Origin of the sequence: Pseudomonas sp. UBA5706 (genome assembly GCF_002419965.1) — a bacterium.
Taxonomy (GTDB): domain Bacteria; phylum Pseudomonadota; class Gammaproteobacteria; order Pseudomonadales; family Pseudomonadaceae; genus Aquipseudomonas.
Genome location: NZ_DIHC01000034.1, coordinates 124,716 through 147,252 on the forward strand (window position 1 = coordinate 124,716; position 22,537 = coordinate 147,252).

Genomic DNA, 22,537 nt, shown 5'->3' on the forward strand with positions numbered 1-22,537 from the left:
TCAGGCAACCTCTACCGGCATGCCGCCCAGGTGACCCAGCGCCTGGATCACCGACTCGGGCTCCAGTAGACGCAGGCAGTTGTAATGCCCGAAACGGCAGGTGCGCTCGAAACATGGGCTGCATTCGATACCCAGTCGCACGACTTCGACCTGATCGGCCAGAGGCGGCGTGAAGCCCGGCGATGTAGATCCGTACACAGCAACCAACGGGCGATTGAGCGCGGCGGCAACGTGCATCAGCCCGGAATCGTTGGAGACGACGGCATCGGCACAGGACAGCAGGTCGATGGCTTCAGCCAGCGAAGTGCCGCCGCTGAGATTGGTCGACTCCTCGCGCAGACCGGGGATCAAACGGTCGCGAATGCTTTCACCGACCGCATGATCGTTCTTCGAACCAAACAGCCAGACCTGCCAGCCCTCACGAATCTTCGCCTCGGCCACCTGCGCGTAATGCTCGGACGGCCAGCGCTTGGATTCGCCGAACTCGGCGCCGGGGCACAACGCCAGGATCGGCCGGTCCAGGCTGAGCCCGAATTTGGCCAGAGCCGCGTCGCGACTGGCAGTTTGAATCGAAAGGCTCGGTTTGGGATAGGGGCGTGGCAGTTCAGCGCCCTTATCGTAGGCCAGCGCCATGAACCGCTCGATCATCAACGGGTATTTCTCTTTATCCAGCGTGCGCACATCGTTGAGCAGGCCATAGCGGAACTCGCCACGCCAGCCCGTGCGTTTCGCAATTGCTGCAAAAAAAGGCACCAACGCCGATTTCAAGGAGTTAGGCAACAGGATCGCCTGATCGTACTGGCCCTTGAGGGACTTGCCGATGCGTCGACGCGTCGCCAGCTCAAGCGCGCCGTGTCCGAGCGGGAAGCTCAAGGCCGTGCGCACCTGAGGCATACGCTCAAGGATCGGCCGGCTCCACTCGGGGGCCAGAACATCGATTTCGCATTGCGGGTGACGCTGCTTCAGGCACTGGAACAACGTTTGCGCCATCACCATGTCACCGACCCAACTGGGCCCTACGATCAGAATTCTCATGCTCAATCCAAAAACGACCAGAAACGAGCAGGGAGGCCCATCAGGTTGCGTGACGCTTTCACACAACCTGACGCCTCCCTGTCATAGCTTTATATAGGCACGGTTTGGCATTCACCAAAATCCGTAACCTGTAGCGTTCGTTCCGACGCCATCGCGGGCAAACACGCCTGCAGCTGAGCGCGTTGTCCTGCAGGAGCGCGCGTGCCCGCGATGAGGCCAGTGGCATCAATAAACTCGATGCGTTAACTCAATCCCAACTGCGCCCAGATCCGCATCACTTCCCGCCGCTCGCTGGCGAACTGATCACCACTGACCACCCCGGCATCCTTTTGCAGCGCCTGTCGGTGGGCGGCGGAACGGTACGCCTTATACACCTCGCGCAACAGGCTCGCGTCGGCGGCGGGCAGCAGGCCGGCCGCCTCCAGACCTTCAAGAATGCGGATGTTATCGGTGTATCGAAGCAGCGCGGGATGCTCTCTGGACCACGCCAAGGCCGCGTATTGCACCATAAATTCGATATCGACGATACCACCGGCGTCCTGCTTGAGATCGAACGAGGACGTGGGCTCGAATGCGTTTTGCGCCTTTCCGGCCGCCGTGCCCCGGGTGCCAAGGTTGTCGCGCATTTTGGCACGCATGTCGCTGACTTCCCCGCGCAACTGCGCCAGGTCCCGCGCCCGGCCCAGTACCGACGCGCGTACCGCCTCGAATCCTTTGCCCACATCGGCGCTGCCCACCAGCACCCGCGCACGGACCAGGGCCTGATGTTCCCAGGTCCAGGCTTCGTTCTCCTGATAGCGTGAAAATGCCCCCAGTGAACTGACCAGCAGCCCCGATGCACCCGATGGACGCAGGCGCATGTCTACTTCATACAACTGGCCGGAGTTGGTCTGCGTGGTGATCAAATGAATGATCCTCTGCCCGAGCCGAGTGAAGAATTGGGCGCCGTCGATCGGTTTGGCGCCGTCAGTCTCGGCTTGCGGATCACCGTCGTGGATGAACACCAGGTCCAGGTCCGAACCATGCCCCAGTTCGATGCCGCCGACTTTCCCATAACCGACAATCACGAACCCGGGATCGCACAGGGAGCCATCTGGCCGCCGCGGCGCACCGTGACGAGCGACGGTGTGCCGCCAGGCCAGCGCCAGCACCTGCTCGAGAATCGCCTCGGCCAGCCAGGTCAGGTAATCGCTGACTTTCATCAGCGGCAGGCTGCCGGTGATTTCCGACGCCGCTACACGCAGTCGATGGGCAAGCTTGAAGTGACGCAGCGCTTCCATCTGCTGCTCCAGATCATCCTCCGGGATTCGCGTCAGCCGTTCGCGCAGCTCAGCCGCCAGCTCCGGCGCTTGCGGCGGGCTGAACAGACGGCCCTCGTTAAGCAGCTCATCGAGCAACAGCGGGAAACGAGCGATCTGCTCGGCAATCCACGGACTGGCCGCGCACAGGGTCAGCAAACGCCGCAGCGCCCCCGGATTTTCCGTCAGAAGCACCAGATAAGCCGAACGCCGGGCCACCGCTTCGACCAGCGGCAGTACGCGTTCGAGCACCAGATCGGGATCGGCGTGCTCGACGGCTTGAGCCAGCAGCCGCGGAATGAATGCATCGAGCCGCTCACGCCCCAGCCGCTGCATCGAGCGCAATTGGGAACTGTTACGCAGGTTGCTCAGGTGCTTCAGCGCCTTCTGAGCATCGGCGAATCCGCCTTCCTGGAGCTGAAGGCAGGCGCTTTCTTCGTTTTGCGACTCTTCCCACAGCGGCAGCCATTCGCCGCCGACGATCTCATCGCCGCCATCCTCCTGACCCTCCTCCTCATCCGGATCAGCAATGACCTGACGGAAATGCCAGTCAACCCGTCCGCGCCAATACATCAACCGCTTGTGGAACGCGTCCCAATCGGCGAAACCCATGATGAAGGCGATGCGTGCCTGATCCTGTTCATCTTCGGGCAGCATCTGGGTCTGGCGGTCGGCGATGGCTTGAATAGCGTGCTCGGTATAGCGCAGAAACTCATAACCTTCGCGCAACTCGCTGATGACCGCCGCTGGCAAATAGCCCTGCCCTTCGAGCGTGCGCAATACCTTAAGCAACGGCCGCTGCTGCAGGCTCAGGTCGCGTCCGCCGTGAATCAGCTGGAAGGCCTGGGCAATGAATTCGACCTCACGGATGCCGCCGGAGCCCAGCTTGATGTTGGCGGCCATGCCTTTGCGCCTGACCTCCTGCTGGATCAACTGTTTCATCGTGCGCAGTGCTTCGATCGCAGAAAAATCCAGGTAACGCCGATATACGAACGGTCGCAGCATTTCCAGCAACTCGGCCCCCCGGGCCTGGTCCCCACCGACCACCCGCGCCTTGATCATGGCGTAGCGTTCCCAGTCCCGCCCCTGGTCCTGGTAATACTGCTCCAGCGCATTGAAGCTCAGCACCAGCGCCCCGGATGAACCGTAAGGTCGCAGGCGCATGTCCACACGGAAGACAAAACCGTCAACCGTTACCGGATCCAGCGCTTTGATCAGCCGCTGACCAAGACGGATGAAGAACTCCTGGTTGTCCAGCGGTCGTTTGACCCCTTGTGTCTCGCCTCCTTCGGGGTAGGCGAAAATCAGGTCGATATCGGAGGACAGGTTCAGCTCTACCGCCCCCAGCTTGCCCATGCCGAGGATGACCATCTGCTGTGCCTGGCCGCTGCGGTGTCCGGTTGGCGTGCCGAACTGCTGGCAATGACGGTCGTATAGCCAACGGTAGGCCAGGTCGATACTGCCATCCGCCATGTCGGAAAGGTCACGACAGGTTTCGACCAGGTCTGCCCGACGTGTGAGGTCGCGCCAGATAATTCGGACTTGCTGCCGTGTCCTTTGACGACGTAGATTACGCCCCAGCTCATCGTCGCTGGTCGCCTCGGCAACCGCACTGGCGATGTGCTCACGCAGCTCGTTAGCCGCAAAGCTGCGCATAAGCTCGCCCGATGCGGCGAGATCAAGCAACATCTGCGGGTCGCGCACGATCTGGTCGGCGACGAAGTCACTGGCGGCGCAGACGCGTTCAAACTCAGCGAGTTGTTCGGCAGGCCAGGCATCGAACGTTGCCAGCCCGGTATCGGACGAAGTGGCAAGCGCAGCGCGGAACGACTGCTGCGCGCGAGTGACCAACGGCAGAAGGACAGCCGGCAGATTAGCCAGCGAAGGAAGGCTCATGGTCTATCCTTGATCGCGTTCAAAAGACTAACGCCGTGAAGGTTGTACACACGTTACGGGTCAGACTGTCGAACAAAGGTTAAAAATTGCTGGCATTTGCCGGTTTTTGGTAGCTAGCGCACTCTGGCAACTGATCTTTTTATTGTTTCCACCAACATTGTTCATTTAATTCATCGCAACGCAGGAGCGAAAACAGCGTTCCGCTGTAGTTTTACTACTGTATATACAAGTCAAAAAGCTGAAACGGCCAAAGATTTGTAGTAAAACTACACAACGCCGGATACCACTCCGGTCATCCAAGAATTTTTACGTCGTCTGCCCACAAGGCCAGTCGCAACAAACTCAGGCAACCGATTCTGGAAGCCTTTCCGCCCTGGAGCAAGCCATGCAAGACCTCGATCCCGTCGAAACCCAGGAATGGCTGGACGCCCTGGAATCGGTTCTCGACAAAGAAGGCGAAGACCGTGCTCATTACCTGATGACCCGTATGGGCGAGCTGGCCACACGCAGTGGTTCGCAGCTGCCGTACGCCATCACCACGCCCTACCGCAATACCATTCCTGTTACCCACGAAGCACGCATGCCCGGCGACCTGTTCATGGAACGCCGCATTCGCTCGTTGGTGCGGTGGAACGCCCTGGCAATGGTTGTCAAAACCAACATCGGCGATCCGGATCTGGGCGGTCACATCTCCAGCTTCGCTTCCAGTGCCACCCTGTACGACATCGGTTTTAACTACTTCTTCCAGGCCCCGACCGACGAACATGGCGGCGACCTGATCTACTTCCAGGGCCACGCATCGCCAGGCGTCTACGCTCGTGCGTTCATGGAAGGCCGTATCACCGAAGACCAGATGAACAACTTCCGTCAGGAAGTCGATGGCAACGGTCTTTCGTCCTATCCACACCCGTGGCTGATGAAAGACTTCTGGCAGTTCCCGACCGTTTCGATGGGTTTGGGTCCGATCCAGGCCATCTATCAAGCGCGCTTCATGAAGTACCTGGAGCACCGGGGCTACATCCCTGAAGGCAAACAGAAGGTCTGGTGCTTCCTGGGCGACGGCGAGACCGACGAGCCGGAATCCCTGGGCGCCATCGCCCTGGCCGGTCGCGAAAAGCTGGACAACCTGATTTTCGTCGTCAACTGCAACCTGCAGCGTCTGGACGGCCCGGTCCGCGGCAACGCCAAGATCATCCAGGAACTGGAAGGCGTGTTCCGCGGTGCCCAGTGGAACGTGACCAAAGTCATCTGGGGCCGTTTCTGGGACCCACTGCTGGCCAAGGACGTGGACGGCATCCTGCAACGTCGCATGGACGAAGTCATCGACGGCGAATACCAGAACTACAAGGCCAAAGACGGTGCCTTCGTTCGTGAACACTTCTTCAACACGCCGGAACTCAAGGCGATGGTTGCGGATATGTCCGACGACGAAATCTGGAAACTCAACCGCGGTGGTCACGACCCGTACAAGGTCTATGCCGCTTACCATCAGGCGGTTAACCACAAGGGTCAGCCGACCGTGGTTCTGGCCAAGACCATCAAGGGCTATGGCACCGGCGCAGGTGAGGCGAAAAACACGGCGCACAACACCAAGAAAGTCGACGTGGAAAGCCTGCGTCACTTCCGCGACCGCTTCGACATTCCGGTCAAGGACGAGCAACTGGACTCCCTGCCATTCTTCAAACCCGAAGAAGGCAGCGCCGAAGCCCGTTACCTGAGCGAGCGTCGCGCTGCACTGGGCGGTTTCGTGCCACAGCGTCGCGCCGAAAGCTTCAGCCTGCCGACCCCGCCGCTGGATACCCTCAAGGCGATCCTGGACGGCAGTGGCGACCGCGAAATCTCAACCACCATGGCCTTTGTGCGCATCCTGACGCAGCTGGTCAAGGACAAGGAAGTGGGCCAGCGCATCGTTCCGATCATCCCGGACGAAGCCCGTACCTTCGGTATGGAAGGCATGTTCCGTCAGTTGGGCATTTACTCTTCCGTAGGCCAGCTGTACGAGCCGGTCGATAAAGAACAAGTGATGTTCTACCGCGAGGACAAGAAAGGTCAGATCCTCGAGGAAGGCATCAACGAAGCAGGCGCCATGTCCTCCTTCATCGCTGCGGGTACGTCGTACAGCAGCCACAACCAGCCGATGATTCCGTTCTACATCTTCTACTCGATGTTCGGCTTCCAGCGTATCGGTGACCTGGCATGGGCTGCTGGCGATAGCCGCACCCGTGGCTTCCTTGTCGGCGGCACCGCCGGTCGTACCACCCTGAACGGCGAAGGCCTGCAGCACGAAGACGGTCACAGCCACATCCTGGCCTCCACTATTCCGAACTGCCGCACCTACGATCCGACCTACGGCTACGAGCTGGCGGTGATCATTCAGGACGGCATGAAGAAGATGTTCGAAGAACAACAGGACGTCTTCTATTACCTGACCGTGATGAACGAGTCCTACACCCAGCCCGCCATGCCGGCCGGTGCCGAAGCCGGCATCGTCAAGGGCATGTACCTGCTGGAAGAAGACACCAAGGAAGCCGCGCATCACGTGCAGCTTCTGGGCTCGGGCACCATCCTGCGCGAAGTGCGTGAAGCGGCGAAGATCCTGCGCGAGCAGTTCAACGTCGGCGCGGACGTCTGGAGCGTCACCAGCTTCAACGAACTGCGTCGCGACGGCTTGGCCGTAGAGCGCAGCAACCGTCTCAAGCCAGGCCAGAAGCCTCAGCTGAGCTACGTTGAAGAGTGCCTCAGCGGTCGCAAAGGGCCAGTTATCGCTTCGACCGACTACATGAAACTGTTCGCTGACCAGATCCGTCAGTGGGTTCCGACCAAAGAATACAAAGTCCTGGGTACTGACGGTTTCGGCCGTTCCGACAGCCGCAAGAAGCTGCGTAACTTCTTTGAAGTCGATCGCCACTTCGTCGTGCTGGCGGCCCTGGAAGCCTTGGCCGATCGCGGCGACATCGAACCTAAGGTCGTGGCGCAGGCCATTACCCAGTTCGGTATCGACCCGGATAAACGCAACCCGCTGGACTGCTAAGGTCTGCGCTGAAGATCGTATAGAGCGCTGACAAAGTGCGCGAACAGCCTTCGATGCGGAATTTACTGCGGTAAATGAGCGTCCCAGGCTGTTTCGTTGCCAATGTACCAGCGCAGTCTAGTGAACAGGTTCTCCTAAGGAGAGACATTGTGAGTGAGCTAATTCGCGTACCCGACATCGGCAACGGTGAAGGTGAAGTCATTGAGTTGATGGTCAAGGTCGGTGATCGTATCGAAGCGGACCAGAGCGTGCTGACGCTCGAATCGGACAAGGCGAGCATGGAAATCCCTGCGCCAAAAGCCGGTGTCATCAAGGCCATGAAGGTCAAGCTGGGCGACCGCCTGAAAGAAGGCGACGAGTTGTTCGAACTGGAAGTGGAAGGCGAAGCCGAAGCTGCCGCGCCTGCCGCAGAACCGGCTGCGGCTGCGCCAGCGCCCGCAAGCGAAAAGCTTACAGAAACCGCGGCCGCGGCCCCTGCCGCCGAGCCTGCTCCCGCCGCGGCGGCCGACACCGTTCAGGACATCCACGTTCCTGATATCGGGTCGTCGGGCAAGGCGCGCATCATCGAGCTGATGGTCAAGGTTGGCGACAGCATCGAAGCCGATCAATCCCTGATCACGCTGGAATCGGACAAAGCCTCGATGGAGATTCCCTCTCCCGCCGCTGGCGTGGTTGAGAGCATCAGCGTCAAGGTCGAAGACGAAGTCGGTACGGGTGACCTGATCCTCAAGCTGAAAGTTGCAGGCGCGGCACCGGCTGCCGCGCCCGCCCAAGCCGCGGCTCCGGCTCCGGCTCCGGCTCCGGCCAAGGCTGACGCTCCAACTGCTGCCCCGGCCGCAGCACCAGCCGCCCCGGCAGCTAAAACCGAAGCGGCGCCTGCTCCGGCCGCTGCGCCTGCAAGCGGCGCCAAAGTCCACGCCGGCCCGGCTGTGCGTCAGTTGGCTCGCGAGTTCGGTGTCGAGCTAAACGCCGTGTCCGCTACCGGCCCACACGGCCGAGTACTGAAGGAAGACGTGCAGGCGTACGTCAAATCCATCATGACCCAATCCAAAGACGCGCCAGCTGCTGGCGGCGCGACCGGTGGCTCGGGCATTCCTCCGATTCCGGAAGTCGATTTCAGCCGTTTCGGCGACATCGAAGAAGTGCCGATGACTCGCCTGATGCAATTGGGCGCCACCGGTCTGCATCGCAGCTGGCTGAACATTCCGCACGTCACCCAGTTCGACCAGGCCGACATCACCGACCTGGAAGCTTTCCGCGTCGCGCAGAAAGCCGTCGCCGAGAAAGCCGGTGTCAAACTGACCGTACTGCCACTGCTGCTCAAGTCCATCGCGCACCTGCTCAAGGAACTGCCGGACTTCAACAGCTCGCTGGCGCCAAGCGGTAAAGCGGTCATCCGCAAGAAGTACTTCCACATCGGTTTCGCGGTCGATACTCCAGACGGCCTGCTGGTGCCGGTGATCAAGAACGTCGATCAGAAGAGCCTCCTGCAACTGGCTGCCGAAGCTGCCGAGCTGGCCGAAAAAGCACGCTCCAAGAAGCTGTCGGCCAACGACATGCAGGGCGCTTGCTTCACCATCTCCAGCCTGGGTCACATTGGCGGTACCGGCTTTACGCCAATCGTCAACGCGCCGGAAGTCGCGATCCTTGGCGTGTCCAAGGCCACCATGCAACCGGTATGGGATGGCAAGGCTTTCCAGCCGCGCCTGATGCTGCCGCTGTCGCTGTCCTACGATCACCGCGTGATCAACGGCGCTGCAGCTGCGCGCTTTACCAAGCGTCTGGGCGAAGTGCTGGCCGATATCCGTACGATCCTGCTGTAAGCCTCACAAGGTCCGCTCCCTACGGAGCGGGCCTGCGCTGTTTTCGAGCTGCCACGCTCGTACCTCAACCCCGCTGATTGGCGGGGCTTTTTTTGGGCGTTTGTTATGAAAGCCACGGCGAGTTTGCTTTAAAAGGGGGTTGTGTCCGTGGGTAGGCGATGCGCTAGGGGACTCGGACAAATCACAGCCACAATCCAAAAATAACAACTACTTACCCCTGCCCATCAAATCCGACCAACAGCCTTTAGTTATTAATCGAATTGCCGACAGTTTTATAGCACTAAGCCATCGTGCTCACTTGTCAGCCCGTTCGCCATGATGCAACCTTGCGACACGCGATTTCACTATGGGCTCCTCGCCCAAGCGCGACAGCACTCTTAAAGCGAGTTCCTTCATGAAAAGCCAACCTGATGCTGCCGCCCGCTCGGCAGCCGAGGTCGTGACGCAATTGCCGGTGCCTTCGCGGCTCGGGATGCTGCGTTTCGAGCGGCTCAATGAACCCAGCTGGGCGATGCTGTACCTGGACCCCAACTGCGAAAAGCAGTTCGACATGCCCGCCATGGAGTTGTGCGCCCTCATCGGCGCCCCCTACGCCAGCCTGATGGAACCCGAGGCGCGCTACCAGTTGCACGACGCGATCCAGATGCAGATAGCCAGTCATGCGCATTACGTGATTCGCTACACCCTGCACACCACCCGTGGCCCGCTGGGCATGCTTGAAATCGGTGAAGGCTACCGACAGCGCAACCGCGAACTGCTGCGTGGCTACTTGATGGTGGTCGATGAAGTGTTCGACGCTAGCGAACTGGCCTTCAGCCCGGACCTGGAGGTTCAGAACTCGCGCCTGCAGATTGCCCTGGAACTGAACCAGCGCGCCCAGCACGAGCAACTCAAGCACCTTGAACGGGTTCGCGCCCAGCAGAGTCTGATCCTGCGTCTGGCGCGCCACCGCTACAACTCCAGCAACTCGTTGCAGGAGGCCGCAGAGCTGATCACCAAAAGCGCTTGCGAAATCTACGACATTTCCCGCGCGGCTATCTGGAACCTGGTCGGCAAGACGATGGAACCCATTGCCGAATACCGCCGGGAAACCGACGAGTACCTCAAAGCCGAACCGATCGACATCAGTCGCTACCCCAGCTATCTCGAAGCCCTGCACACCAGTCGGGCCATCGATGCCAGTGATGTGGCGTCGGACCCGCGCACCAGGGAGCTGGTCGAGTGCCTGCGACCGCGTTACATCAACGCCATTCTCGACGCCAGCATACGCATCGACGGACAGGTCGTCGGTGTGCTGTGCCTTGACCATAGCGACACGGCCCGCGAGTGGCAGTCCGACGAGATTGCGTTCGCCGGTGAGCTGGCCGACCAATTCGCCCAGGTCATCAACAACCACAACCGGCGCACCGCCACCAATGCCCTGCACCTTTTCCAGCGGGCAGTGGAACAGAGCGCCAACGCGTTTTTGCTGGTCAATTGCGACGGCGTGGTCGAGTACGTCAACCCCAGTTTCACCGAAATCACCCAGTACAGCGCCGAAGAAGTCCACGGTCATCGCCTGTCGGAACTGCCGGCTCTGGAAAATCTGGGCTCTCTGTTGCTGGACGCCAACTCCAGCCTGGTCAGTGCCAACAGCTGGCAGGGTGAGTTCAAAAGCCGTCGCAAGAACCTGGAACCCTACTGGGGCCAGTTGTCGATTTCCAAGGTCTACGGTGACAACCGCGAGCTTACCCATTACATCGGCATCTACGAAGACATCACCCAGGCCAAGCTCTCCCAACAGCGGATCGAGCGCTTGGCGTATACCGATAACCTGACCAACCTGGGCAACCGCCCGGCGTTCATTCGCACGCTGGACGAGCACTTCGCCCGTGACGTCGAAACACCTATCAGCCTGCTGCTGGTGGACATCGACAACTTCAAGCGCATCAACGACAGCCTGGGCCACCAGACGGGTGACAAACTGCTGATCAGCCTCGCCCGGCGCTTGCGCAACAGCCTGAGTCCGACCGGGATCCTGGCGCGATTCGCCAGTAACGAATTTGCCGTCCTGCTGGACGACACCGGTCCTGAAGACGGCCAGCGCGTTGCCAGCCAGGTGCTGTCGACGCTGGACAAGCCGATGTTCGTCGACAACCAGTTGATCAGCGTTACCGGCTCGGTGGGTCTGGCCAGCGCGCCGTTACATGGTCGCGACCCGCAGACCCTGATGAAGAACGCCGGCCTGGCGCTGCACAAGGCCAAGGCCAACGGCAAGCACCAGGTGCAGGTATTCACTGAAGCGCTCAACGCCGAAGCCAGTTACAAGCTGTTCGTCGAGAACAACCTGCGTCGCGCCCTGACGCAAAACGAGCTGGAAGTGTTCTACCAGCCCAAGCTCTGCCTGCGCTCAGGCCGTCTGCTGGGCATGGAAGCGCTGCTGCGCTGGAATCACCCGGAGAAGGGCATGATCCGTCCGGACCAGTTCATCAGCGTGGCCGAGGAAACCGGCCTGATCATCCCGATCGGCAAGTGGGTGGCGCGCCAGTCCTGCCGCATGAGCAAGCAATTGACTGCCGCCGGTTACGGCAAGCTGCATGTGGCGATCAACGTTTCGCCCAAGCAATTCTCCGACCCGGACCTGGTCAGTTCGCTGGCCGGCATCCTGCGCGAGGAACAACTCGATCCTTCGTTGCTGGAGCTGGAGCTGACTGAAGGTCTGCTGCTGGAGGCGACAGAAGACACCCGCCTGCAACTGGAATCCTTGAAAACCCTGGGCCTGACCCTGGCCATGGACGACTTCGGCACCGGCTACTCGTCGTTCAGTTACCTGAAGAAATTCCCCATCGACGTGATCAAGATCGACCGCAGCTTCATCCGCGATATTCCGGATGATCAGGACGACATGGAAATTACCTCGGCGGTCATCGCCATGGCCCACAACCTCAAGTTGACCGTGGTCGCCGAAGGCATCGAGACCGCCGAGCAACTGACCTTCCTGCGCCGTCATCGCTGCGACGTGGGCCAGGGTTACCTTTTCGACAAGCCGATCCCCGGTGAAAACCTGATCGACGCCCTGCGCCGTTACCCGCGCGGCCCCCGCGCCTGATCGTCCTCACAGGCGCTTTCCCCTCTTGATGTTGTGCGGCAAACTGGTCGCCTTTCATTTGAATCAGAAAACTCTGACCCCACTTATGGCAGTCACCTGTCCAGAGAGGATTGACCTCATGGCTTTGCGCTCGGAAATTCTTGTGAACAAAAACGACATGCCAACCGCTCAGCAGGCACTGCCGGGCCGTGAAACGCCAATGACCATCCCTGAAGAACACTTCGTCAACGGCCATCCGCTACTGGGGCCCTTCCCGGTTAACGTGGAATTCGCCATTTTTGGCCTGGGTTGCTTTTGGGGCGCAGAACGGCGTTTCTGGCAACGTGATGGTGTGTACAGCACGGCCGTGGGTTATGCAGGCGGCTTCACACCCAATCCAACCTACGAAGAGGTGTGCTCGGGCCTGACCGGTCACAGCGAAGTGGTTTTAGTGGTGTACGAGCCAGAGAAGGTCAGCTACGAAGAACTGCTGGCGATGTTCTGGGAGCTGCACAACCCGACGCAGGGCATGCGCCAGGGCAACGACATCGGCACGCAGTATCGCTCGGTCATCTATGCCACCAATCCCGACCAACTGGCAGCCGCCAAGGCCAGTGCCAAGGTGTTTCAGGCTGAGCTAAGCAAGGCTGGCCTGGGGGAAATTACCACCGAGATCGACGAAGCCCCGACCCTGTACTTCGCCGAGGCTTATCACCAGCAGTACCTGGCAAAGAACCCGCAGGGGTACTGCGGGATTGGCGGGACCGGTGTGTGCATGCCACCGAGTTTGAACCAGGCGTGATTGACCTGGCTTGCTCCTGCCGTTGAAGACCGATCAACGGTGGGAGCGGATTCATTCGCCAGGCGTTGGCACACACAAAAAAGATTCATCGCCGACAAAGCGCATCGCGAATGAATGTGCTCCCACAGAAAGTGCTCGGCGCCCGATCTGCGTTAAGCCATCAAGTCTCGGCAATCAGCCAGTCCAGTCGCCAGTCGCCTTGGCTCTGACCCAACGTCTTGGCCAGCCAGGGCAGCAACGCTCGCAATTCCTCTTCCAGTCCCCACGGCGGATTGGCAATCGCCAAACCTGAGCCGTTGAGGCTGTCCGGCGTGTCCAGCGGGTGCACCAGCAACTCGACACGCAGCAGCTTTGGCGCGCCGGTTTCAGCCAGCTCTTGATAAAAACGCTTGAGCGCACGCTGATCCTTGATCGGGTACCAGATTGCCGCAACCGTCTGGCGCATGCGACCGATGGCCTCTTTCAGCGCAACCGAACAGCGCTTCATTTCGTCCGCCTGTTCGAAAGGCGGGTCGATCAGCATCACAGCACGCTTCTCGTGCACCGGCAGCAAGGCACGCGGCACATGCCAGCCTTCGCCCAGATGCACGGCGACGCGGTGATCGTATTTCATGTTGTCCTTGAGCAGCGCGCCATCTTCAGGATGCTTCTCGTTGAGCAACACACGGTCCTGCTCGCGGGTCACGCGGCGCGCCAGCTCAGGGGAGCCGGGGTAGTAACGCAGCTCACCGGTCTTGCGGTTCATGTGACGAATCTCATCTATGTAACCGGCCGCCACTGGGGGAATATCGTCTGCCTCCCAAAGGCGGCCGATCCCTTCGATCCATTCACCGGTGCGCGTGGCCTGATCGCCCTGAAGGTCGTAAAGACCCAGGCCCGCATGGGTGTCGATATAGGCGAGCGGTTGCTCCTTGCGCGACATCAGCGCGATCAAGCGAGTCAGGACGATATGTTTCAAGACGTCGGCGTGGTTGCCGGCGTGGAAGGCGTGACGGTAGTTCATGGCGGCTCCTGGAAGGCTGCGGAGTTTAGCAAAACAGCCAACATTGCGCAGACCGCTCTTGGGCGGGAAGACCGTTGATAAAACGCAGGCAAAAAAAGCCCCGGTTAAGCCGTTACAAAACCGGGGTTGAGGTACCTGCTCGGGCCAGAGGGCGACCAAACCATATTCCGAGCATTTTTAAACAGGGCCATTATGCCAAATTAACCAAACGGTACATAGTCAAAACCGACACAGTGATGTGCACGGCAGACATTGCCGACGACAGGTATTGCCCAGCGCAGGCAGCGCTACCAGAATCAGCTCAATCTTAATAAAAGGAGCGAGCGTGATGATGCATGCAGACCTGATCGACCAGGATGATCTATTGGGACAACTCCGGTCCCTGGGCTTTGAAATACCATCGGGCGCCACCGCCGAACAAGCCTGCGCCCAAGCGGTATGCGGCCTTAACGAAGACCGCGCCCGGGCGTTGCGTCAGTTGGTGGAGAAGATGCTCAGCGCCAGCGCGACCCTCCTGCCGGCGGTGCGTCAGGCGATCGATCAGCAGTTGCTGCCGGCGCTGGCGCATTATCAGCAGGCCTGTGGAAAGCATGACGTTGCTTGATCCAGCGTATAACGCTGGCGGTGCTGGAGTTCGTTCATATTCCATCACTTAGCCACGGCGTCAACTTTTCGGGCGCTGAGTCGCTCGAGATCAGGCTCTTAGCAATGAGCGAAGCACGGTACCACCGTGCGCTGAATATGCGAACGCGAAGTTTAACCGGTACGCATAGGCCGTTTGCAGGCCAGCGATGTTGGTTGATGTCCAATAATCGGGATCTGACCATCCCAAGAATGCAGTTATGTCGTCGGTATAAGGGCTGTAGGAAATATAGAACAGCTGCATTTCCTGCAAGCTTAATGACGCAGCCACCCATGGGCGGTCTGACTCCGATTGTCCCCATGAAACGGGGGCACCCAAGGCTACCTGCTGAATACCGGAAAAACTGATCGTGTAACGAGCGACATTGTTCACCGAGTCACGCACCTCAATGACCGCCGACCCATTGCCTGCAGCACTCACCATTCCGAATTCGCCCACCTTCGCAACCTCCAGATTGGAGGACGAATAAGTGTAAGGTGGGACACCTCCCGTAGCAATGCGCTGGTATTGCGCTTTAGCGGGGCCGGGTTCTGGCGGCTTACCTCTGACAATATAGTAATTAGAAATCGCCATCGAATGGTTAGCACCGATACTCAAAGGCGCCACCGCATTTATATCCCAAGGCTTGGAAATGACCTGGCCATTGGGCGTCTTCGCAGTAAAGTTGTGATTGCCTGGAGACAATGTGTTTATCAATAGGCTCCAGGAACTGTCAGGTCTGATCTGGGCGACATCTACTCGCACGTCATGATCAAAAATTTCTACAACCCCACTGTTTAGTTGTGACTTGGTACTAGCTCTGGACATGATTTCACCTTCAAGAATATGGGAATGATCCAAGCCTTGGTGGCGGCAGTAAAACTTGAAGGCGCTAGCCCTCGTCTGTACGGCTACTCGCCATCCGGAGATTTAATGCTCAATGTTTAATCATTACTACTGTCAGAAATGACAGGTACAGGCGAAAAGGCCAACCGCCTGTCGCACGCCTCAGCGAGCGCTTGACGCGCGGGCGCTGCTCGTTACGCCTGGGAGCGCCTGGGAGCGCCTGGGGCGGAGGACATAGCTTCCTGCTTTTCCAAGGCAACCAAGGAAACCAAGGAAACCAAGGCCATAAGCGTGCCAGCCTGCGCTGGCCACACGGGTGGCTATTGCTGGATATATGAGTACAACGATGCACTAAAATACGCCGAGAACTTCAGCGTTCATCACAAACGTTCCCGTCGATACGCCTGTAGTGGATCTGAATTGCCCTTTGCCTTGCCTACAGTCTCACACTGGCAAACGTAGACTCGTTGCGCGCCTGGCTTAAAGCCGACAGCGGGCCGGAAAGCGGTGCCAGGACCATCGCTTGCGGGATCGGCATTATCGCCACCTGCTGTGCGGTGTTGGAGCCTACGCGCTCGTCACGCGGCGGGATGCCGAAGTATTCGCGGTAGCACTTGGAGAAATGCGGTGTGGAAACGAAGCCGCAGACCGACGCTACTTCGATGATCGACATCGGGGTTTGCTTGAGCAACTGCCGTGCGCGGATCAGGCGCAGTTTGAGGTAATAGCGCGATGGAGAGCAGTGCAGGTATTTCTGGAACAGCCTTTCGAGTTGTCGCCGGGACACCGAGACGTAAACCGCCAACTCGTCGAGGTCGATGGGCTCTTCGAGGTTGGCTTCCATCAGCGCGACGATTTCCTGCAGTTTCGGCTGGTTGGTGCCGAGCATGTGCTTGAGCGGTACGCGTTGGTGATCCTGCTCGTTGCGGATGCGCTCGTAGACGAACATTTCCGAGATTGCGGCGGACAGTTCACGGCCGTGATCGCGACTGATCAAGTGCAGCATCATGTCCAGTGGCGCAGTACCGCCAGAGCTGGTGAAGCGGTTGCGGTCGAGGGTGAACAGCCGGGTGCTCATGGCGACCCGAGGAAATGCTTCCTGCATCGCGGCCAGACATTCCCAGTGCACACTGCAGTCGAAACCGTCCAGCAGACCGGCGCAGGCCAGCGCCCAACTGCCGGTGCACACCGCGCCAAGGCGACGGGACTGACGCGCCTGACTCTGCAGCCAGGTTACATGCTCGCGGGTCACGGTACGTTGAATGCCCACGCCGCCGCAGACGATCACGGTGTCCAGCACCGGCGCCTTATGCATGGCGGCATCCGGGGTAATTTGCAGACCGTCGCTGGCCCAGACCTGGCCACCATCGGCGGTAAGCGTGGTCCAGCGATACAGTTCGCGACCGGAAAGCTGGTTGGCCATGCGCAGTGGCTCAACCGCCGATGCGAGGGAGATCAGTGTGAAATTGTCCAACAGCAAAAAGCCGATGGATTGAGGCGTACGGTTCTGGGGTTGAGCCCCGGAGTTGAACGAAGTCATCACGGTATCTCCTCACACGAAAAGCGGTTGATGGCCCCAGCAGAGGCTCTTGTTGTCTGGCCCTCGTCTACGGAGAGCGTTGTGTATTGCAACGCAAATGCCATGCCTAAAGTTGAATGGGCATTCAACAAACCCTGATTGCGACGTCGCGATGTGTCTAGTCGGCAGCGACATGGGCGTTCAAATAGCGACTTGGCGATCGACGCACGATGGGATTTGCAGGCGGTCTGAGCAATTCGGTAGCACTTGTGTGACCCGCCGAAATATCAGGCGCCAGGAGAGTGTCACTCCATGCACGGGGGCGACCAGCGATGAGCCCTCTAGCGCAGATGCAGCATGGCTTTGCGCCATGTGACGCCGATCACGCGCCAAAAGGCAGCGACACGTTTGGGGCGTGAGCGAAAAGCGAGCAGATCTGCAAATCCGCAACAGCTTTTGCTGAAAGCGCAGAAGCCTGGCTTGCCGGCAATCGGCAGTAAAATGGACGAGTTTGGTTCGTCAGACACACCGCATGCGGAGGGCTTACTGACGGTTCCCGGCGGATCGGCGGCACGCCGGGCTCCTACCGGATTTGGCTGGAATCCAAAGCAGCAATCGACGCCGCGACGTTCTATCAGCACTCCACCGCACTGACCGCCAGCCCGCCACGCGATGTCTCTTTGTATTTGTCGTGCATGTCGGCACCGGTGTCGCGCATGGTGCGAATGACGCGATCCAGCGAGATGAAGTGCTGGCCGTCACCGCGCAGCGCCATCTGTGCAGCGTTAATGGCTTTCACGGCGGCAATCGCGTTGCGTTCGATGCAGGGTACTTGCACCAGCCCCCCCACCGGGTCGCAGGTCAGGCCAAGGTTGTGCTCCAGGCCAATCTCGGCCGCGTTGCACAGTTGCTCAGGCGTGGCCCCCAAAATGTCCGCCAACCCGGCTGCGGCCATCGCGCATGCCGAACCGACCTCGCCTTGACAGCCCACCTCGGCGCCTGATATCGACGCGTTCTTTTTACACAGGATGCCGATCGACGCAGCGCCAAGGAAATAATCAACGACGTTGGCTTCGCTGACCTCATCGCTGAATTTGACGAAGTAATGCAGCACCGCCGGGATGATGCCTGCAGCGCCATTGGTGGGCGCCGTGACCATACGCCCGCCCGCTGCGTTTTCTTCATTGACCGCCAGCGCAAACAGGTTGACCCACTCCATGGCGCTCAGCGTCGAGCCGATGACGTTGGGCTTGTTCAGCTCCTGCAAACTGCGATGCAGACGCGCTGCACGCCGACGGACGTTCAAGCCGCCGGGCAAAATGCCCTCCTGCTTCAACCCATGTTCCACGCACGCCTGCATCGCCCGCCACAAACGCATGAGGCCTGCGCGAATCTCTTCTTCGCTGCGCCAGACCTTCTCGTTTTCCAGCATTAACTCCGAGACCCGCAGGTTGTGCCTTTCGCACAACAGGAGCAGCTCGTCGGCGCTGGAAAAATCGTACGGCAGCACCGTGCTGTCCATATCCAGCACGCCACTGGCCGCTTGCGCCTGATCGACCACAAAACCACCGCCCACCGAGTAATAGGTGTCGCGATGCATTTCGCCGCTCGCATTAAAGGCAACCAGGGTCATGGCGTTGGGATGGAAGGGCAGGTTCTCGTCGATCAGCAGCATGTCCCGCTGCCAGACAAAGCAAACCGGATGAACGCCATTAAGTTTCAGAGTATCGGTTTCACGTAGCTCGGCGATGTGCGGCCCGATCAGCGCCGGGTCGATTGCGTCAGGCCACTCGCCCATCAGGCCCATGATCACGGCATTGTCGCTGCCATGACCGACGCCGGTCGCCGAGAGCGACCCGTAGAGGCGCACTTCGATGCGTGTCACTTGCGCTAACTGGCCTCGCTCGCGCAGGCCCTGAACAAACAGGGCTGCGGCACGCATCGGCCCCACGGTGTGCGAACTTGAGGGGCCGATCCCGATTTTGAACAGGTCGAACACGCTGATAGCCATTGCCGCCAACCTCCGTAGAACAGGGCTTCCGGCGCGCCACGCGGCCGGCGACGGAGCTGCTACGCTCAAGCTGCATCCGTCGAGATGGCGGCATCATCAGCCTTTTATCCGGGCGCTCGGCGTCTCACACCGACTCACTCTTGTCCATCAACGTCGCGGCGACACCTAAGCGCAAGAGTCGGCCCTGCAAAAGAAAACGCCGCTGATTTCGACACTTTTTGCCACACAGACACTCGAAAAGCGGTCGCCGGGCAGGGAAAAAATCTGTAAGCGACGTCACCGGCACTGGATACGACCCCCTCTGTACTGGATACGACGCGCCCTGTAGGCGTTTGTTTTTGCCTGTTACATGATCGTTGTCGACTCAATCGCCAGACGCAGTGATGGAGCTGTTTCCCACTTGACTCGCCGACACCCGAAAACGCATCAGCCTGGCCTGATGACGAGAAGAAAACACCTAAGGAGTCCAACCATGAAAGGTTCACAAAAGCTGTTGCTGGGCGTTGTGCTGAGTCTACCGATGCTGGCGCAGGCCGCAGAACCCGCAGCTTGCCAGATGGTTAATTTCTCCGATGTGGGCTGGACCGACATCACCGTCACCACCGCCGTCACCAGCGTCGTGCTGCAGTCATTGGGTTATAAAACCAAGACTACGATGATTTCCGTGCCCGTGACCTATAAGTCGCTGGCCGATGGCAAGAACATGGACGTGTTCCTCGGCAACTGGATGCCGACCATGGAAAACGACATCAAAGCCTATCGCGACGCCGGCACTGTCGAGACCGTGCGCGCTAACCTGGAAAACGCCAAATACACCCTCGCCGTGCCTCAAGCGCTGTATGACAAGGGCCTTCACGACTTCGCCGATATCGTCAAATTCAAGAAGGAACTCGACGGCAAGATCTACGGCATCGAGCCCGGCAACGACGGCAATCGCCTGATCCAGAGCATGATCGACAAGAACGCCTTCGGCCTCAAGGACGCGGGTTTCAAAGTCGTCGAATCCAGCGAAGCGGGCATGCTGTCCCAGGTCGATCGCGCCACCAAGCGTCACACTGACGTAGTGTTCCTGGGCTGGGAACCGCACCCGATGAACACTCGCTTCAAAATTCAATACCTGACGGGCGGCGACGACTATTTCGGTCCGAACTTCGGTCAGGCGACGGTCTACACCAACGTACGCAAGGGTTACACCAGCGAGTGCAGCAACGTTGGCACGCTGCTGAAGAATCTGTCCTTCACCCTGCCGATGGAAAGCTCGCTGATGGGCAACATCCTCGACGACAAGATGAAGCCCGATGCAGCGGCCAAGGCGTGGCTGAAGAAGAACCCGCAAGTACTCGACACCTGGCTTGCGGGTGTCACCACCGTGGACGGTAAACCTGGCCTGGAAGCCGCAAAAGCCGAGCTGACGAAGTAACTCGACAGGCAGGCGGGTACGCCCGCCTGTTGTCCTCTTTTCATCCCGCACGCGGACAATCGATATCATGCTGACTGATCATAAAATCCCCCTAGGCCAGTACATCGCAGGCTTTGTCGAATGGCTGACGCAGCACGGCGCCAGTACCTTCGACGCCATCGCCTCGTCACTGGAAGCCATGATCCACGGACTGACTGCAGGTCTGACCTGGTTCAACCCTTTTGTCCTGATCGGCGTGATTGCTCTGATTGCCCATTTCATCCAGCGCAAGTGGGGGCTGACCGTTTTCGTCATTCTGTCCTTTCTGCTGATCCTCAACCTGGGGTATTGGCAGGAAACGATGGAAACCCTCGCCCAGGTACTGTTCGCCACCCTGGTGTGCGTGGTGATCGGCGTACCACTGGGAATCGTCGCCGCACACAAGCCTATGTTTTACACCTGCATGCGTCCGGTCCTGGACCTGATGCAAACCGTGCCCACTTTCGTTTACCTGATTCCAACCCTGACCCTGTTCGGGCTGGGCGTGGTGCCGGGTCTGATTTCCACGGTCGTGTTCGCGATTGCCGCACCGATCCGCCTGACCTACCTGGGCATCTGCGATGTCCCGCAAGAACTGCTCGACGCCGGCAAGGCGTTCGGTTGCTCGCGCCGCCAGTTGCTTTCGCGGATCGAACTGCCCCACGCGATGCCCAGCATCGCGGCCGGCATCACCCAGTGCATCATGCTGTCGTTGTCGATGGTGGTGATCGCGGCACTGGTGGGCGCCGACGGCTTAGGCAAACCCGTGGTCAACGCACTGAACACTGCTGATATTGCCCTGGGCTTCGAAGCGGGCCTGGCAATCGTACTGCTGGCGATCATGCTCGACCGTATCTGCAAACAACCCGACGCTAAAGTGAGGGCAGACGCATGAGCATCATCAAATTCGATCAGGTAGACGTCGTCTTCTCCAAAGACCCGCGTGAGGCTCTCAAGCTATTGGATCAGGGCCTGACGCGGCCAGAAATCCTGAAAAAAACCGGCCAGATCGTCGGTGTCGAAAAAGCCAGCCTGGAAGTTAACAAAGGCGAAATCTGCGTCCTCATGGGCTTGTCCGGCTCCGGCAAATCCAGCCTGTTGCGCTGCATCAACGGCTTGAACACGGTCAGCCGCGGTTCGCTGTTCGTGGAGCACGAAGGCAAGCAGATCAACATCGCCAACTGCACTCCGGCCGAGCTGAAAATGATGCGTACCAAACGCATCGCCATGGTGTTCCAGAAGTTCGCCCTGATGCCCTGGCTGACCGTCCGCGAGAACATCAGCTTCGGCCTGGAAATGCAGGGTCGCCCCGAGAAAGAGCGTCGCCAACTGGTCGACGAAAAACTCGAACTGGTCGGGCTGACGCAATGGCGCAACAAGAAGCCTGACGAACTCTCCGGCGGCATGCAGCAAAGGGTGGGCCTGGCCCGTGCACTGGCGATGGACGCCGACATTCTGCTGATGGACGAACCCTTTTCCGCCCTCGACCCGCTGATCCGCCAGGGTTTGCAGGATGAGCTGCTGGTTCTGCAAAAAAGGCTGCACAAGACCATTGTGTTCGTCAGTCACGACCTGGACGAAGCGCTCAAGCTCGGCACGCGCATTGCGATCATGAAAGACGGCCGGATCATCCAATACAGCGTGCCGGAAGAAATCGTCCTCAACCCGGCAGACGAGTACGTCAGGACCTTCGTGGCGCACACCAATCCGCTGAACGTGCTGTGCGGCCGCAGCCTGATGCGGCCAATCAACGATTGCACGCGCATCAACGGCTCACAGGTGTGCCTGGACCCGGGTGATGATTCGTGGATCGACCTGGCCGACGGCAACACCATCAAGGGTTTGCATCAGCACGGCGCGGCCATTGACCTGCAAAGCTGGGAGCCCGGCCAGGCAGTGGAGAACCTGGCGCGCAGGCCCACCGTCGTGCATTCGGACATCGGCATGCGTGAAGCCCTGCAGATCCGTTACCACACCGGCAACAAACTGGTGCTGCAAGAGAACAACCAGTTGGTCGGCATTCTGGGTGACAGCGAGCTGTACCACGCGCTGCTGGGTAAAAACCACGGATGAAGCAGCCCCACGCCTTCACGTTCTGATCGTCCCCACGCGCTGCGTGGGAACGCCTCTCGGGACACACCGCATT

General features: G+C 59.5%; 14 protein-coding genes. 8 read left to right on the forward strand and 6 right to left on the reverse strand.

What is annotated here, in order from left to right; all coding sequences use genetic code 11:
• Positions 1 to 1,035: a lipopolysaccharide heptosyltransferase II gene (gene waaF / locus B3I26_RS16645; protein ID WP_296259136.1), complete on the reverse strand. Its 1,035-nt coding sequence runs from the start codon at positions 1,033 to 1,035 to the stop codon at positions 1 to 3.
• Between the two features lie 242 nt (positions 1,036 to 1,277).
• Positions 1,278 to 4,229, reverse strand: coding sequence for a bifunctional [glutamate--ammonia ligase]-adenylyl-L-tyrosine phosphorylase/[glutamate--ammonia-ligase] adenylyltransferase (glnE, locus tag B3I26_RS16650; RefSeq protein WP_296259139.1), 2,952 nt, complete (start codon positions 4,227 to 4,229; stop codon positions 1,278 to 1,280).
• Between the two features lie 385 nt (positions 4,230 to 4,614).
• Between glnE and aceE the strand changes: the two genes are divergently transcribed.
• The 4 genes from aceE (at position 4,615) to msrA (ending at position 12,952) form a co-directional block, all read left to right on the forward strand.
• Entirely contained in the window at positions 4,615 to 7,260 is a 2,646-nt protein-coding gene (aceE, locus tag B3I26_RS16655; protein ID WP_296259141.1) for a pyruvate dehydrogenase (acetyl-transferring), homodimeric type, read from the forward strand.
• 149 nt (positions 7,261 to 7,409) lie between these two features.
• On the forward strand, positions 7,410 to 9,083 hold the full coding sequence (gene aceF / locus B3I26_RS16660; protein WP_296259142.1) for a dihydrolipoyllysine-residue acetyltransferase: 1,674 nt from the start codon (positions 7,410 to 7,412) through the stop codon (positions 9,081 to 9,083).
• A 394-nt stretch (positions 9,084 to 9,477) separates the two neighbouring features.
• Positions 9,478 to 12,171 (forward strand): putative bifunctional diguanylate cyclase/phosphodiesterase, encoded by a 2,694-nt coding sequence (locus B3I26_RS16665; RefSeq protein WP_296259145.1) that lies wholly within the window; start codon positions 9,478 to 9,480, stop codon positions 12,169 to 12,171.
• A 118-nt stretch (positions 12,172 to 12,289) separates the two neighbouring features.
• On the forward strand, positions 12,290 to 12,952 hold the full coding sequence (gene msrA / locus B3I26_RS16670) for a peptide-methionine (S)-S-oxide reductase MsrA (RefSeq protein WP_296259146.1): 663 nt from the start codon (positions 12,290 to 12,292) through the stop codon (positions 12,950 to 12,952).
• A 160-nt stretch (positions 12,953 to 13,112) separates the two neighbouring features.
• Here msrA and B3I26_RS16675 read toward each other — a convergent pair whose 3' ends face one another.
• The gene (locus B3I26_RS16675) at positions 13,113 to 13,955 is read right to left on the reverse strand and encodes a 23S rRNA (adenine(2030)-N(6))-methyltransferase RlmJ (protein WP_296259147.1); all 843 of its coding nucleotides are present in this window, start codon (positions 13,953 to 13,955) and stop codon (positions 13,113 to 13,115) included.
• Between the two features lie 328 nt (positions 13,956 to 14,283).
• On the opposite strand from B3I26_RS16675, the gene B3I26_RS16680 reads away from it, so the two are divergent.
• On the forward strand, positions 14,284 to 14,559 hold the full coding sequence (locus tag B3I26_RS16680; protein ID WP_296259149.1) for a hypothetical protein: 276 nt from the start codon (positions 14,284 to 14,286) through the stop codon (positions 14,557 to 14,559).
• 90 nt (positions 14,560 to 14,649) lie between these two features.
• Here B3I26_RS16680 and B3I26_RS16685 read toward each other — a convergent pair whose 3' ends face one another.
• The 3 genes from B3I26_RS16685 to B3I26_RS16695 all read right to left on the reverse strand — a co-directional run bounded on the left by B3I26_RS16685 (position 14,650) and on the right by B3I26_RS16695 (position 18,953).
• Positions 14,650 to 15,405, reverse strand: a complete 756-nt coding sequence (locus B3I26_RS16685) for a hypothetical protein (protein ID WP_296259150.1) — start codon at positions 15,403 to 15,405, stop codon at positions 14,650 to 14,652.
• A gap of 454 nt (positions 15,406 to 15,859) precedes the next feature.
• Positions 15,860 to 16,963 carry a GlxA family transcriptional regulator gene (locus B3I26_RS16690; RefSeq protein ID WP_296259152.1) on the reverse strand — a complete coding sequence of 368 codons (1,104 nt, stop codon included), beginning with the start codon at positions 16,961 to 16,963 and terminating at the stop codon, positions 15,860 to 15,862.
• A gap of 613 nt (positions 16,964 to 17,576) precedes the next feature.
• Positions 17,577 to 18,953, reverse strand: a complete 1,377-nt coding sequence (locus tag B3I26_RS16695) for an L-serine ammonia-lyase (RefSeq protein WP_296259154.1) — start codon at positions 18,951 to 18,953, stop codon at positions 17,577 to 17,579.
• Between the two features lie 472 nt (positions 18,954 to 19,425).
• Between B3I26_RS16695 and B3I26_RS16700 the strand changes: the two genes are divergently transcribed.
• From B3I26_RS16700 to choV, 3 genes are all read left to right on the forward strand, one after another.
• Positions 19,426 to 20,373, forward strand: a complete 948-nt coding sequence (locus B3I26_RS16700; RefSeq protein WP_296259155.1) for a choline ABC transporter substrate-binding protein — start codon at positions 19,426 to 19,428, stop codon at positions 20,371 to 20,373.
• Positions 20,374 to 20,437: 64 nt separating this feature from the next.
• A complete protein-coding gene (gene choW, locus B3I26_RS16705; protein ID WP_296259177.1) occupies positions 20,438 to 21,286 on the forward strand; it encodes a choline ABC transporter permease subunit in 849 nt (282 codons plus the stop codon).
• Positions 21,283 to 22,464 (forward strand): choline ABC transporter ATP-binding protein, encoded by a 1,182-nt coding sequence (gene choV, locus B3I26_RS16710; protein ID WP_296259156.1) that lies wholly within the window; start codon positions 21,283 to 21,285, stop codon positions 22,462 to 22,464. The genes choW and choV overlap by 4 nt, the downstream gene beginning before the upstream one ends.
• The last annotated feature ends 73 nt before the right edge of the window (positions 22,465 to 22,537 follow it).

Coding starts and splice junctions, on each gene's coding strand:
- waaF (WP_296259136.1), bottom strand. CDS start 1,035: ATGAGAATTCTGATCGTAGGGCCCAGTTGGGTCGGTGACATGGTGATG.
- glnE (WP_296259139.1), bottom strand. CDS start 4,229: ATGAGCCTTCCTTCGCTGGCTAATCTGCCGGCTGTCCTTCTGCCGTTG.
- aceE (WP_296259141.1), top strand. CDS start 4,615: ATGCAAGACCTCGATCCCGTCGAAACCCAGGAATGGCTGGACGCCCTG.
- B3I26_RS16665 (WP_296259145.1), top strand. CDS start 9,478: ATGAAAAGCCAACCTGATGCTGCCGCCCGCTCGGCAGCCGAGGTCGTG.
- msrA (WP_296259146.1), top strand. CDS start 12,290: ATGGCTTTGCGCTCGGAAATTCTTGTGAACAAAAACGACATGCCAACC.
- B3I26_RS16675 (WP_296259147.1), bottom strand. CDS start 13,955: ATGAACTACCGTCACGCCTTCCACGCCGGCAACCACGCCGACGTCTTG.
- B3I26_RS16680 (WP_296259149.1), top strand. CDS start 14,284: ATGATGCATGCAGACCTGATCGACCAGGATGATCTATTGGGACAACTC.
- B3I26_RS16685 (WP_296259150.1), bottom strand. CDS start 15,405: ATGTCCAGAGCTAGTACCAAGTCACAACTAAACAGTGGGGTTGTAGAA.
- B3I26_RS16690 (WP_296259152.1), bottom strand. CDS start 16,963: ATGACTTCGTTCAACTCCGGGGCTCAACCCCAGAACCGTACGCCTCAA.
- B3I26_RS16695 (WP_296259154.1), bottom strand. CDS start 18,953: ATGGCTATCAGCGTGTTCGACCTGTTCAAAATCGGGATCGGCCCCTCA.
- B3I26_RS16700 (WP_296259155.1), top strand. CDS start 19,426: ATGAAAGGTTCACAAAAGCTGTTGCTGGGCGTTGTGCTGAGTCTACCG.
- choV (WP_296259156.1), top strand. CDS start 21,283: ATGAGCATCATCAAATTCGATCAGGTAGACGTCGTCTTCTCCAAAGAC.